At 74.1% G+C, this 13,684-nt stretch carries 8 protein-coding genes; 6 read left to right on the plus strand and 2 right to left on the minus strand.

The features are described 5' to 3' along the window. Nucleotide 1 precedes the first annotated feature (1 nt). Nucleotides 2–4,228 (plus strand): hypothetical protein, encoded by a 4,227-nt coding sequence (locus tag AB0A97_RS17740; RefSeq protein ID WP_361150396.1) that lies wholly within the window; start codon nt 2–4, stop codon nt 4,226–4,228. A 267-nt stretch (nt 4,229–4,495) separates the two neighbouring features. Beyond that, nucleotides 4,496–5,320 (plus strand): SigB/SigF/SigG family RNA polymerase sigma factor, encoded by an 825-nt coding sequence (locus AB0A97_RS17745; protein WP_361150399.1) that lies wholly within the window; start codon nt 4,496–4,498, stop codon nt 5,318–5,320. A 105-nt stretch (nt 5,321–5,425) separates the two neighbouring features. Here the strand turns inward: AB0A97_RS17745 and AB0A97_RS17750 are convergent, their stop codons facing one another. Beyond that, the gene (locus AB0A97_RS17750; protein WP_361150402.1) at nt 5,426–5,686 is read right to left on the minus strand and encodes a hypothetical protein; all 261 of its coding nucleotides are present in this window, start codon (nt 5,684–5,686) and stop codon (nt 5,426–5,428) included. Nucleotides 5,687–5,944: 258 nt separating this feature from the next. Next, nucleotides 5,945–6,289 carry a trypco2 family protein gene (locus AB0A97_RS17755; RefSeq protein ID WP_361150404.1) on the minus strand — a complete coding sequence of 115 codons (345 nt, stop codon included), beginning with the start codon at nt 6,287–6,289 and terminating at the stop codon, nt 5,945–5,947. Between the two features lie 167 nt (nt 6,290–6,456). Between AB0A97_RS17755 and AB0A97_RS17760 the strand changes: the two genes are divergently transcribed. The 4 genes from AB0A97_RS17760 (at nt 6,457) to AB0A97_RS17775 (ending at nt 13,655) form a co-directional block, all read left to right on the plus strand. Continuing rightward, nucleotides 6,457–10,326 carry a tetratricopeptide repeat protein gene (locus AB0A97_RS17760; protein ID WP_361150406.1) on the plus strand — a complete coding sequence of 1,290 codons (3,870 nt, stop codon included), beginning with the start codon at nt 6,457–6,459 and terminating at the stop codon, nt 10,324–10,326. Beyond that, entirely contained in the window at nt 10,323–11,549 is a 1,227-nt protein-coding gene (locus AB0A97_RS17765; protein ID WP_361150408.1) for a hypothetical protein, read from the plus strand. Before AB0A97_RS17760 ends, AB0A97_RS17765 begins: the two co-directional genes overlap by 4 nt. Further along, on the plus strand, nt 11,546–12,826 hold the full coding sequence (locus tag AB0A97_RS17770; RefSeq protein WP_361150410.1) for a hypothetical protein: 1,281 nt from the start codon (nt 11,546–11,548) through the stop codon (nt 12,824–12,826). Before AB0A97_RS17765 ends, AB0A97_RS17770 begins: the two co-directional genes overlap by 4 nt. 199 nt (nt 12,827–13,025) lie before the next feature. Further along, complete coding sequence (locus AB0A97_RS17775) at nt 13,026–13,655, plus strand: ScbR family autoregulator-binding transcription factor (RefSeq protein ID WP_361150412.1); 630 nt, start codon at nt 13,026–13,028, stop codon at nt 13,653–13,655. Nucleotides 13,656–13,684 lie beyond the last annotated feature (29 nt).

The following is a 13,684-nucleotide window of genomic DNA, read 5'->3' on the forward strand; positions in this document are numbered from 1 at the left end:
CATGCCCGAGACGATCCGGTGGACCGTACTGCCCGACGGCCCGGCCGCCGACGGCACCCTGCGGCTGACGGTGCTGGTCAGCCCCCGCCTCACCGGCGGCACCCGCCTCGACACGTTCCCAGGCTTCCGTGACTGGCCGGACACCCTGCGGACGTACGCGCCCGCGCTCCAGGTCGCCTTCCGCGCGCCCGGCACCACCGGGCCGGGCGTCCTCGTCCCCACCACGGTTCAGGCCGGGCGCTTCCCCCCGGCCGACAGCGCGCTGTGGACCGAGCTGTTCAAGCCCGACACGGTGGTCCACGCGCCCACCGGGGCCTTCGCCGCCACCGCGGCACCGCTTCCGGTGCTGCGCTCGTTCCCCGCCGGGGCGGTGCACGACCAGGTCACGGCACTGTACGAGGCGGCGGTGAGCGCGACGGCCGGCCGCCGCGCGAACCCGCCGGCCGGCGGCGACGAACTGAATCTCGCGGCGCCCGTGGAGACGCAGGGGCCCGCCGCCGACTGGGACCACCCCCAGGGCAGCGACCTCACCGACGTACTGACCCGCACCATCCGGGCCTTCTCCGGCCACGTCGGTACCGTCTACCCCCGGCTCGACGACCTCATCGGCGCCCCGCCCGCCGGACGGCAGGACGCCACCGCCGACCCGAACCCGTACCGCCCCCGGCACATGGACCGCACCGCGCGTGACTACACGCGGGACGGCGCGCTGCTCGGACTCGCCGAGATGTACCGCTTCTACGACCGGGCCGCGCGCCCGGCGGCCTCCGCCGCCGTACGGCCCCCGGCCGCACCCGAAGCCGAACCTCCCCCGCAAGCACCGGACTTCGACTTCCACACCGCGTGCGCCCTCCTCGCCGACTACCCCGAACTCCTGCGGCGTTTCGGCCTCGCCCTCGATCTGCTCGTCACACCCCCGGCCGGACTCGCCGACCACTGGCAGGCCCGGGTCACCTTCACGGCCGCCCAGGAACACCTCAACACCGACGAGACGCTGCGCCCCTGGACGGCACTGCGCCACGTCCCCGGCCGGCGCTTCGAACCGTACGCCGCCGACGACGGCTTCCACGGTCACCGGATGCTCAAGCTGGGCGCCGACGCCGTGCGCACCACCGACCTGGACCTCGACGGCGCCGCGATGAAGTTCGTCGAGTTCTCCCGCGTCCTCGACCAGTACCTGAGCGGTACGGGCGAACCGGGCACGGCCGTCGCCGCCGACCCCACCGCCGTACCGGCCCTGCACGGCGCGGGCCTGACCGTCGTCCACGACGACCGCGACCGGGCCCTCGCCGACCAGATGGAGGCCGACGCCCGGCACACGGCGGGCGTCGGTCCCGACGGGCGGCCCGTCGCCGCCGCGGTCCTGGACGCCGCCCACCTCGTCCGCGGTCTGCGCGTCGACGTCGGCGTGGCGGACGAGCGGACCGGGCGCGTCACCGCCTGGTACCCGCTGTGCGCGCGGACGGGGGAGTACGCGATCAGGCGGCCCGGCGCACCGGCCGTACCGCTCACCGCCGCACCTGACGAAGGGCACGTCAAGGCGTCCGCCGTCACCCGCGACCGCGCCGCCGACCACCAGCTCTACGTCCACCAGGCACTGTTCGGCTGGCACGGCTGGAGCCTGGCCGCCGCACCGCCCGGCCGGACGCTCGGCGCCGACAACCGGCCGCAGGTGCCCGCACCCGAGGTTTCCGACCGCTTCCCGCTCGCCGTCGCGTTCCGGCCCACCCCCGGCACGCTGCCCGCCCTGCGCTACGGCCGTACGTACCGGCTGCGCGCCCGCCTGGTCGACCTCGCGGGCAACAGCCTCGCCCCCGGGGCGCCCGCCGTGGAGGGCACCGCCACCGAGCCCGTCACGTACGGCCGCTGGGAGCCCGTACCACCGCCCGTGATCGTGCCGAGGTGGCCGTTCCTGGAAGGCGAGTCGGAACCGCACCTCGTCATCCGCAGCACCGTCGACGAGGACGGCCGGCCGCTGACGCCCGGCGAATGGGCCGACCTCCGCAACCCGCAGGTCCCCGACCACGGGAGGAACTCGCCCGCCGACGGCCTCGACCGCCGCTACCGCGCCTTCGACGAACGGCACATCAGCCCGCCCAAGAGCGCACTCCAGACGGCCGAGCAGCACGGCGTGTACGACGCCGCCTTCGGCCCCGGCGCACCGGAAGCCGTACGCCGCCAGTACTTCGCCGCGGCGTCCCGCGAGGCGGGCAGCTACCTGGACACGGTGGTCAGTCTCCCCGAGGACCCCCGCGTCACCCGTGACCTGAAGGCCGCGGGAGAGATCCACGTCGCGAAGCACAGCCCGCACGACACCTCGCCCCTGACCGAACTGCCGGTGGCCCGCGGCGACGGCCTGCACACCGGCGAGTACGTCGTCCACGACGCCGGCCGGCTCCTGCTCCCGTACCTGTCCGACGTCCCCGCCCGCGGCGTCGCCCTGCGCGGACTGCCGGGCACGGGCGCCGAACCCCACCGCACCTACGACTTCACCGGCACCTGGCCCCAGGCACGGCCGCTGCGGCTGCGGATCGTGGAGGGGGACCGCCCGCCGGACCCGCCGGTGGGCGGCGTCCTGACCGTGTACGTGCCGAAGGCGGAGGTGGTGACCGTCCGCATGAGCTGCCGTGTCGCGGAGGCGGACCTCCCGCTGTTCCGTGTCTGGCGGCTGCTGACCGCGTCGCCCCTGTGGAACGACCCGCTGCGCCTGACCCCGGAGAAGCAGCGGGAGCTCACGGCCGCGTCGGCGGCCGGCGAGAACTGGATGATCACCCCGTGGACGGAACTCACGCTCGTGCACGCCGTCGAGAAGCCGCTGGCCCCGCCGTCCCTGGCCGAGCTGCGCTTCCGCCGTACGGCCGGAGAGACCTTCGCACTGGTCTCCGGCGACCTGAACCTGCACGCCAGGAGCACCGGCCGGATCGACCTGGACGCGACCTGGGAGGAGTGGCTCGACGACGTCAAGGAGTCCGCGCCCCGCCGGGTGACCGGCCGCGACCACGTGGGCGACCTCACCACGGACCGCTTCCGGGACACCCGCACCTTCTCCGACGTACGGCACGAGTTCCGCGACACCCGGCACCGCAACGTCACCTACACGCCGACCGCGACCACCCGCTTCCGCGAGTACTTCCACCCGGCGATCACCGACCGGCCCGAACTGATCACCAGCCGGGGCCCGGCCGCCGCCGGGCCCACCGGCCGGGGCTGGCCGGTGCCGGCCACCCGCCGTCCCGAGCCGCCCGAAGTGAGCCACACCGTCCCCACCTTCACCTGGGAACGCACGGTGGACACCGCGGCGCACCGGGTGACCCGGACCCGCCGGAGCGCGGGCGTACGCGTCCACCTCCGCCGCCCCTGGTTCAGTTCCGGGGACGACGAACTCCTCGCCGTCGTCCTCGACCCCGGCAGCAGGCTCCCGGCCGAACTCGTCACCCGCTGCGGCACCGACCCCGTCTGGGCGGACGACTCCGTCCTGCCGCGCCTGCGCCCCGCCAACTTCCCGAACGCCGCGGTGACCGCCACGGACCGGCTCCTCGCGGAGACCGTCGGCGGCACGCCCGCGGCCGTCACGGTCGCCGCGTTCGCGCCGCAGTACGACGAGCAACTGGGCCTCTGGACGTGCGACATCGACGTGAACCTCGGCGACCTCGCCGACAGCCCCGCCTACTTCCCCTGCCTGCGGCCCGTCTTCGCCCGCTACCAGCCGTACGCCGTCGATCCCCTGCACCTGTCCAAAGTGGTCACCGGGGAGTTCGTCCAGCTGCTGCCCGACCGTACGGTCACCGCCGCGATGACGGCCGACGGCCGGATCCGCGTCGGACTGAGCGGCCCGGCCGCCGCCAACGACACGGGCGAGTTCACCGGTCCCGGACGCGACGGCATGGCGGCGAGCCGCCGGGTCACCGTCACCGTGCAGCAGCGGGCCCGCTCCGGCGGCGACCTGGACTGGACGGCGACCGACGCCACCGCCGAACTGGTCTGCACCCCGCACGGCACGGGCTTCACCTGGACCGGCGAACTGACCCCGCCACCCGCCCGGTTCCCGTCGCCCAGCCTGTACCGGCTCCTCGTCGAGGAGTCCGAGACCTACTTCACCGACCGCACGACGGCCACCGGCACCCTCACCGCGAACGGCGTCACCCGCCCGGTGTCCCGGCGCCTCGTCCACGCGGACTTCTTCGGGCTGACGACGACGGTGTTCGGGCGGGTGGTGCTGGAGGAGTAAGGGCCCGCCGCCCGCCCGTCGCCCCCGCTGCCCCCGGTACCCGAGCCGGGGGCAACGGGGGCGTCCGTCTGCGCTCTTGCCCCCAGGGCAAGAAGCGGTGCGAAAAAATTCCGGCCCCGGAGTGTGAGGCACCGACGCCGGGACACAAGAGCGTCAGTGCTTCGGAACCGCAGGCACCCCGTCCCAGAGGGGCCAGTCTGCCGTTTTCCGGTGAGTGGCCACTCATCTGCCTGCGAACCGCCCACCAGCGTCTAAGGAGAGCCGGCGATGGCCACCACCATGATCGCGCGCCGCCACGGGCGCCGTCACGACGACCCCGACACCAACGAGGAACTCCGGCTGCTCGTCACGCTGCCGGACGGGCCCAAGAAGGAGCGGCTGCGCCAGCGCGTGATCACCGCCTGGCTGCCGCTGGCCCACCGGCAGGCCGTGCGGCTGCGCGAGCGCGGCGAACAGCTCGACGACCTCAAGCAGGTCGCCGCCCTCGGCCTGGTCAAGGCGGTCGACCGCTTCGACCCCGAGCGCGCCGACGCCTTCGAGCAGTTCGCCATACCCACCATCACGGGGGAGCTCAAGCGGCACTTCCGTGACCACACCTGGGACGTGCACGTGCCCCGGCGCACCCAGGAACTGCGCAACAAGGTCCGCAAGGCCGTACGGGAACTGAGCACCACCCTGGACGGCCGGTCGCCGACCGTGGCGCAGATCGCCGAGCACGCCCAGCTCCCGGAGGACGACGTGGTGCTCGGCCTGGAGGCGCTGGAGACCTACCGGTCCCTGTCGCTGGACGTCGCCCTGGACCGCAGTGGCGACAACGACGACTACACCCTCATGGACACCCTCGGCACGGCCGACGGCCGCTTCGGCCTCATAGAGGACCGCGAAACGGTCAAGCCCGCCCTGGCCCGGCTGCCCGAACGCGAACGCCACATCCTCTACCTGCGGTTCTTCAAGGACATGACGCAGAGCGCCATCGCCGCCGAACTGGGCCTGTCCCAGATGCACGTCTCCCGGCTGATCAGCCGGGCGCTGGCCCGCGTACGGGCGGAGATCGAACGGAACACGGAGCAGGAGCTCCGGGCCGCCGCCTGAGTGCGGGGGTTGTGCGCACGGCGCAGCCCTTCGCGCCAGGCGGGCGACGAAGGGCTGCGGGCCGGTGCGGCGGGGGAACGTGGTGGGGCCGGGCGGCGCGAGTGGTCAGCGCACCCAGTGGTGGTAGAAGTGCTTGTGCTTCTTCAGGTCGCTGACCTTCTTGTGCGAGGTGGCTCCGGCCTCGCCGATGGTCACGCCGTCCGGCCCGCCGGCATTCACGGCCTCCACATAGGCGGCCTGGTAGTGGCTGGCGGTGCGGTGGTGCAGGTGCTTGCCCCCGCCACCGGCGGTGGCGGCTGCCGCGGGAGTGGCGGCGAGGAATCCGGCAGCGATGATGCCGACGGCGGTTATCGCAGTGCGACGCATGGTCTCTCCTCAGGGAGGGGGTGTTTGAGTCGACTCTCACCCGGCCCGGGGCGCGCCGCACGTGGGGGCTGGCGAACGGGTTGCCCGGACGGGACTACCGCCGCGTACGGTGACGGCCGGCTCCGCGGCCCGGCCGGCGGTCGGCAGGTGCCACCGGACGGCGACGGCCGCCACCTGCCGTCCGGCCGACTGCGCCGGTGTCCGCTCCCCATGTCCGCTCGCGGTGCCCGCTCCCGGGGACGCTCCGGCGGGGCGGCGCTACGAAGGCCCGCCCACGCTGATGCCCGGGCCCTCGGGAGGGGCGTCCCGGTCGTGCGGCGTGAGTTCGATCGCGATGCGGTGGGTGCTCTCGCGGGACAGCGATCCGCCGGCCTCGGCGGTGACCACGCCGATCCGCAGACCGCCCCGGCCGGAACCCTCGCGGCGGACCTGCACGGCGAACTCCACGGTGACACGGTCCACCAGGAACCGGAGCCTGCTGCGCTCACCCTCGCGCTGTGCCGTTTCCAGCTCCTCACGGATGCGGCCGATGACGTCGGCCAGACCGGCTGCCTCCGCGCCCTCGTCGCCGCTCCGTCCGCCCGGCCCGCCGTTCGCGCCCATCACGGCCCTTTCGTCACACGGCGGGGAGCGATTGTCACTGCCCGCGGCTATCGTTTCGGAGTATGAGGGAGCTCGGGGGAACTTCCAACTACTACTCAGGCGACGGATGTTGGCGGGCCCGGTTGTTCCAGGGGGGACGCCGGGACGCCCCGCCGCTCGGTGCGGGTGTGCTCCTGCCCGGCGGGCTGGTGCTCACCTGCGCGCACGTCGTGCTGGCCGCTCGCCGGACCGCCGCGGCCGACGGCCGGTGGCCGGGCCGTCCGGCGCCCCTGCCCGATGTCCACGCCGAATTCCCCGGTGCCCTGCCGACGGGGCACCGGCCGGTGGCCGCAGAGGTGCTCACCCGCCATCTGCGGCCGCCCACCGCGCAGTTCAGCGCCGACATCGCGCTGCTGCAACTGGCCGAGGAGCCGCCGGTGGAACCCGCCGTGCTGCACCGGCAGATCCCGGCGCCGGGTGAGCAGGTGTACACCGTCGGATACCCGAAGGACCTGCCGGGCGGCGAGCACATCACCGCCCGGCTCATGGGGCGCGGCGGGCCGGGCCGCTGCCCCGAGTGGGTGCAGCTCGACCCGGAGACGGCGCCCTACGTGGTCCGGCACGGCTTCAGCGGCAGCGGGGTGGTGCACGCCCGTACCGGCGCCGTCATCGGCATCCTGGTGCACCAGCACGGCACGGTGCAGTTCCCGGTGCCCTCCAGCCACGCGTACATGATCCCGACCGAGACGGTCCTGGGGCACCTGGCCGACGAGAAGATCAAGCTGTACGCCACCGGAGCCCGCGCCGTGTCGGGCTCCATCCGGCTCGTCCCCGGCGCGGCCGGCCGGGACCAGGCGCTCGGGCTGCGCCGCTGGATCGCCCGCTGGCTCGGCGACGGCGGACCGGCCGGGGGCCCGGCCACCGGCGTCGGCACGGTCAGGGGCACGTACCGGGCGACCGGCGCGGGACGGGCCGCGGGCACCGGCCCCGGCACACCGGCCGGCCCGGGTACGGAGCCGTACACCGGAGCGCGGTGGGGGACGTCGGTGCATCCGGAAGGGAGCCGGGGCGCGCCCGCCCCGGGGCGGGGCTGTCAGGACGGGGCCGCGGAGCCCGTGGAACTGGCCTTCGTCGCCGACGGCGACACGGAGGCCCGGTCCGTCCTGCACTCGGCGCTCGTCCTGGCCGACCGGGAGCGCGGCCCGTGGTCGCTGCGGCGCGGCCGTGCGGCGGAGCCGCGGGCGGGCTCGATCGACCTGGCCCTGGACGCGACGGGCTGGACGGCCGAGAAGCTGGTCCGCCGTACCGCGGCGCGGGCGGGGGTGCCCGAGAGGACGGCGCCGGCCGACACCACCGACGCCATGACCGCGCGGATCGCCGAGCAGGCCCCGCCCCTGTCCGCCGCCCTCCTCTCCGTCGACCGGGTCCGGTCGTCCGACGGCGAGGTCATGGCGCTGCTGCAGGCGCTGCTGGCGCGCGGCCACAGCCGGCTGCTGCTCGTCTTCCGCGATCCGCGCTCGTCGCTGCTGGCCCGCGTCGTCGGCGAACTCCTCGACGAGGGGTGGGCCGACCGCCACGAGAAGGCCGTCGCCGCGCGGCTGCACGTCCTGGCCGGCCTGGAGAGCCGGAGCCGGCGGCTGCGGAACGGGCCGCCGACGGCCGACGACGGACACGAACCGGTCCAGCCCCGGCTCGCCCGCCGGCTGGCGGCGCTGCGCCAGGGCGGCACCCTGCGCAACAGCGCGGACGCCGCGTACCACCTGTTCCGTATCGGCATCGACGTCGAGGAGGCCCTGCAGCGCCTGGACCGGCCCCGCACGCCACGCGGGTACGTCGTCCTCCCGCCCGGTGACGGGCTGACCGACCTGCCGCACGTCACCGTCGGCGATCCGGACGCCCTCGTCGAACCGGAACCTCCGCCGGACCCGCCCCCGCCGGTGGCGCCCGGCGCGGACCGTCCGCCGGATGCCGCACCGGATGCCGCTCCCGCCCCGGTGGCCGCCCGCGCGCTGCGGAACGCTCTCGTCCGCGGCCAACTGCTGCACCAGCAGTACCAGGTCGTCGGCCGCCTCGGCCAGGGCAGCTACGGGCAGGTCCACCTCGCCCGTGACCGGATGCTGGCCGGCCGGCCCGTCGCGCTCAAAGGGGTGCGTGACCCCGACGACGAGCAGGCGGTGAAGAACGCCGTGCAGGAGCGCCTGCGCCTGGTCGGCCTCAACCACCCGTCGATCGTCAAGGTCTTCAACTACGCCAAGGGCTCGGGGGCCTCGGAGGACAAGCTCAGCTTCATCGTGATGGAGTTCGCCGACGGCGCGCCGCTGCAATGGGTGGCCGAACAGATCGAGAAGCGCGTCGAGCCCTTCCACGACCACCGGGTGTACGAGTTCATCGCGGCCTACGGGCTGCTCGTCCTGGACGCGCTCACCTACCTCCACGAGGAGCGCGGGCTCGTCTACGGCGACCTCTCGCTCACCAACGTGATCCACTGCGGCGCCGGCATCAAGCTCGTCGACGTGGCCGGCGTCCGGCCGATCGGGACCTCGGGCCCCGTCACGTACCCGGCGCCCGAGGTGCACGGGTCCGCCGGAATGACCGTCGCGGGCGATCTGTACGCGGCCGGCGCCGTGCTGGAGGAGCTGGTCGCCAGGGTGCCCGAGGCGCCCCCGGGGCTCGGCACCCAGTCGCTGCGCAGGGTGCTGAGCCGCGCCACGGCCGACCTCCCGGAGGAGCGCTTCGCCACTGCCCGGGAGATGTCCGTCCAGCTCCGCGGCGTCCTGCGGGAGCTGCGGTCGCTGCGGCTCGGCGAGGAGGCGGCCTTCGAGCCGTCGACGCTCTTCGCCCCGGTGCCCGCGGCCCTCGACGGTGAACTGGGCAAGGCCCCGCCGCTCGGCCAGTGGCGGACGGGCGGCAACGTCAAACGGATGCTGACGGCGCGGCCGCCGTTCCCCGCCGAGGTCGCCCTCGGCCTGCCGGTGCCCAAACCGAGTCCGGCCGACGGCAACTGGACGCAACTGCACCGCACCTCCTACGACGACCCGGTCGGCCTGCTCCAGCTCAGCGACGCCTGGAAGGAGTCCCCGGAGAAGGCGCTGCTGCACTGCCGGCTCCACCTGGAGATCGCCCGCGACCACCCGGAGGAGGCCGCCGCGGAGCGGGCCGCCGCCGAGGCGGAGCTGGCCCGGGCCCGCACCGCCGTCGGCGAACTGGCCGACTTCGACTGGCGGCTGTACTGGCACGAGGGGCTGCTGCACCTCGTGCACGACCGGGTGGACGCCGCGCGGACCTGCTTCGACCTGGTCAACGAGGCGATCCCGGGGGAGTACGCGCCGAAGCTGGCGCTCGGCTACTGCCACGAGTTCCGGGGGAACCGGAAGGAGGCCGTGGCCCTGTACGGAGCGGTGTGGCACCGCAACCACGCCCTCGGCGTCGCCGCCTTCGGCCTGGCCCGCATCCACCTCGCCACCGGAAAGCCCCAACTGGCCCTCGACTGCCTGGAAGCCGTGCCCGCCGACTCGCGGCACCGCACCGCCGCCCGTACGGCCATGGTCCGCATCCTCGCCGCCCCGCCCGCCGACGGCGGTCCGCCGACCGTCGCCGCGGCCCGGCAGGCATGGGTGGCCCTGCACCGGCTCACGCGGAAGGAGGGCCTGACCGACCGGCACGCCCAGGACCGGCTCCGCGCCGACCTCCAGGAACTGCTGCTCCTGCTCGTGACGTCCGCGCCCGCCGGTGCCCGGCCCGGCCCGTTGGAAGAGTTCTGCGCGGAACCCGACATCCAGGCCGAGAAGATCCCCGTCCCGCCGACGGAGGACGCGCTGCGGGATCAGCTCGCCGCCTGCTACCGGCGGCTCTTCGAGCAGATGCCGCCCGCCGAACGGGCCCGTGACCGGGACCTGGCCAAGGCGCTGCTCGACAACTCCTACCACACCCGCCCCATCGGTACGTGGCATCGGCGTGGTTACCCAGCCCCCCGCTGGCGGGCCCGCTGGAAGCGTTCCCGGGCCGACGGCGGGGGCCTTCAGACGTACGAGGACACCGCGACCGAGGGGGGAGGATGAACCACGACGACCGCTCCCGCCCGGGCCCGGCCCGGCCCGGTCCGGGCGATCCGGGAGCCGCGGGCTCCGGACGCGCCGACGCCCGGCCCGCCGGGCACCGCGGAAACGCCTCCGCCAAGGCGCCCGGGGCCCGCGGGAAGTGGCGGAGACCGGTCCGTGCGCTGTGGCACCGGTCGGCCGGCCGCGACGCGCGAGGCGGGCTGCGGCCCACCGGGAAATTCCTGTTCAGCCGCATGGTGATGCTGCCCGCCCTGATGTTCACGGTGCTCGCACTCGCGGGGACGGCGTACTTCGACGTCCACCGCCGTACCGAGGAGCTGCGCGACCGCTACGCCCCCGCGCTGGTCGACCTGGCGCACGCCAGGGTGTCGCTGGTCCTCGCGCAGCAGGAGGCCGAACAGCGGCTCGGCACCGGCGACGACGGCCCGCCGCCCCAGACCGCCCTGGTCGGGCTCGGCGAGCGGTACCCGTCCCTGGTGACCAAGGCCTCCCAGAGCCTCAACAACGTCGTGCAGACCGGAGCGCTGAGCAGGGCCCAGGAGCAGGTGGTCCGCGTGGTGTCGGGCCTGGTGAGCGCCTATGACGGCTGGATCGACTGGGCAGGCGGCCACCACGACAGCGCGCCGCTGCGCCGGGCGGGCATGGACTACGCGGCGGATCTCCTGCGCACCGGCCCGACCGCCGTCCTCCAGCGCATCGACGTCCTGGAGACGCAGCTGCGCGCCGCCGTGGCCGACCGGGCGGACCGCCACACCGTGCCGGCCGTCGCGGCATGGATCGCGCTGCCGGCCGTGTTGGTCCTCGCCTTCGTCTTCGTCGGCCTGCTCGACTTCGTACGGGCCGGCCTGCGGGTCCGCAGCCCGCTGCTGGTGCTGTACGCCCTGCCCGTCCTGCTGGTGCTCGGGGTGCTGTCGTTCGGTGTCGCCGCGCAGCAGCGGGCCCAGCGGGACGTGGAACGTTCCGTGTCCTTGATCGGGGGGATCACCGTGCCCCGCCCGTCCGGCGACGGCACGCAGCGGGCCGGCTCGTCGCGCGGACCCGACGCCGCGATCGAGCGGGCGGACGCCGCACTCGCCGAGCGGCTGCGGGGCACCCACCCGGACGGGTGGGTGCGGGCGTCCGTACTGGCTCTGTCCGTCGGCGCGGCGGGCGCCGTGGGCTGCGGCCTCACGCTCCGCCGGTACGGCAGGGAACACTGGAAGATCGACTGGGGGAAGGCATGAGAAGCGCGCACCGGCTGCTGCGCCCGGCCCTGGCCTGCTGCCTGCTCGTCACGACGGCCCTGGTGGCGGCGGGCTGCTCCACCGGGCAGGACCGGACGGTGGTGGTCCTGGGCCCCTGGACGGACGGCGAGGAGACCCCGTTCGTCGGGATGCTGAAGGAGATCGGCAGGCGTACGGGACAGTCGTTCGAGTACGAGGGCACCCGCTCCCTGCGGGAGACCCTGTCGGCCCAGCTGCGCACGAAGACACCGCCCGACGTGGCGATCCTCAACGGTCTGGGCGAGCTGGCCGAGTACGCGCGCGACGGGGACGCCGAGGTGCTGGCGGACGACGTGGCGGGATCGGCGCTGGGGCCGTGGGCGCAGCAGATCACGCTGGAGGACGCGACGGGGGAGCGGCGGCGGCACTCGTACTGGGTGCCGGTGCGGGTGGACCTCAAGAGCATCGTCTGGAGCCGCCCCGGCGACCTCAAGGCGGCCGAGAACCCCCGCTGGTGCCTGGGCATGGCGTCGGGTGCCACGTCCGGCTGGCCGGGTACGGACTGGGTCGAGGACCTGCTGCTGCAGAGGTACGGCGCGAACGTGTACGAGGACTGGGCCACCGGCAAGCTGCCCTGGACCAGTCCGCAGGTGAGGTCGGCGTGGCAGGCGTGGCGGGACGTGCTCGCACAGGACGGTCCCAAAGCGGCTGAAAGGGCGATATCTACCGAATTCGAGAACCTGGGCGACGGCCGGTACGGACTCCTGAACAGCGGCAGGTGCACCCTGGAGCACCAGGGTTCCTTCATCCGACGGCACTACGGCGACGACGTGCTGCCCGCCCCCACCCGCACGTTCGTCCCCGGGCTGCCGGCCGGGCCCCGGGCGTTCGAGGTCTCCGGCGACATGGCGGCCGTCTTCCGGCCGAGCGACGCCGCCTGGGACCTGCTGCGGGAACTGACCTCGCAGCCGGCCCGTGCCGTGTGGGCCCGGATGGCGAAACCGGAGGAGCGCCCGCTGTTCCCCGACCGGAGCACGGGCGGGGGCCGCCTCTCGGCCAGCACCGCCGCGGTGCAGAAACTCTTCGACACGGCGGACGAGATCTGTTTCGACGCGTCCGACGCCATGCCGTCGACCTTGCGGGGCGCGTTCCAGCGGGCCGTGCTGGAATTCTTGCAGGACCCGCGGGACCCCGGCCTCCTGGAGAAGCTGCTGGAGCAGTTGGAGGCCGAACGGCTGATGCAGGACCGGGCCGGAGCGTTCGCATTGGATCACCTCTGCGGCGACCCCGGCGACTGACGGTGACGGTGACAGCGGCGGTGGTGGCGGTGCTGGTGGTCGCTGTGGCGGTGGCCGTCTGCGCGCCGTGCACAGTTGGACCGCGGTACTTTTCCCTCCGGCCGCGATCCCCCGTAATGATCACTTCCCCGGGCGGGGCCGGTACCGATGCGGCAGGGCTCGCGTTTTCTTCGTACCATTCACGTGTTTGCCGAGGGAAATGGTGCGGTCAGTGCAGGAACGGGCGGTCAAGACCCGAGAGGCTATTCTCCGGGCGGCTTCCGAGGTGTTCGACGAGTTCGGATTCAGCGGCGCGAGTGTCAGCAAGATCATGAAGCGGGCGGGGGTCACCCAGGGCGGCATGTACTTCCACTTCCCGTCCAAGGTGGCCCTCGCGCACGCCGTGATGGTCGAGCAGGGTGACGGACTGGAGCTGCCGTCCGGGGAGGACGGCCTGCAACGGCTGATCGACACCACGCTGTACCTCGCCGGGCAGCTCCAGACCAATCCGGCGCTGCGGGCCGGAGTGCGGCTGGCGATCGAACAGGGCGAGTTCGGTGTCCAGGACGACGCTCCGTACCAGTACTGGGTGCAGGAGTTCGCCGGTCAGTTGCGTGCCGCCCGGGACAAGGGCGAGCTGCTGCCGGAGGTGGACGTGGACGAGCTGGCCTGGGTGCTGGTCAGCTCCTACTCCGGCACCCAGCTCCTGTCGCAGATCTCGACCGGCCGGGCCGACCTGCACCAGCGGATCACCACCCTGTGGCGGTACCTGCTGCCGGGGATCGCCGTCCCCGCTCTCCGGCCGCTGCTCACCTTCGAGGAGCCGCAGCAGGACGGCACGGTCGCCTGACCGCCTGACACCGCGGCTGTGCGGCCGCT

This window comes from Streptomyces sp. NPDC045470, from assembly GCF_040646595.1.
Taxonomy (GTDB): Bacteria; Actinomycetota; Actinomycetes; order Streptomycetales; family Streptomycetaceae; genus Streptomyces.

Bases quoted from the DNA above. Each gene is read 5' to 3' on its own strand.
- AB0A97_RS17765 (WP_361150408.1), top strand. From the start codon at position 10,323: ATGAACCACGACGACCGCTCCCGCCCGGGCCCGGCCCGGCCCGGTCCG.
- AB0A97_RS17745 (WP_361150399.1), top strand. From the start codon at position 4,496: ATGGCCACCACCATGATCGCGCGCCGCCACGGGCGCCGTCACGACGAC.
- AB0A97_RS17770 (WP_361150410.1), top strand. From the start codon at position 11,546: ATGAGAAGCGCGCACCGGCTGCTGCGCCCGGCCCTGGCCTGCTGCCTG.
- AB0A97_RS17740 (WP_361150396.1), top strand. From the start codon at position 2: ATGCCCGAGACGATCCGGTGGACCGTACTGCCCGACGGCCCGGCCGCC.
- AB0A97_RS17755 (WP_361150404.1), bottom strand. From the start codon at position 6,289: ATGGGCGCGAACGGCGGGCCGGGCGGACGGAGCGGCGACGAGGGCGCG.
- AB0A97_RS17750 (WP_361150402.1), bottom strand. From the start codon at position 5,686: ATGCGTCGCACTGCGATAACCGCCGTCGGCATCATCGCTGCCGGATTC.
- AB0A97_RS17775 (WP_361150412.1), top strand. From the start codon at position 13,026: ATGGTGCGGTCAGTGCAGGAACGGGCGGTCAAGACCCGAGAGGCTATT.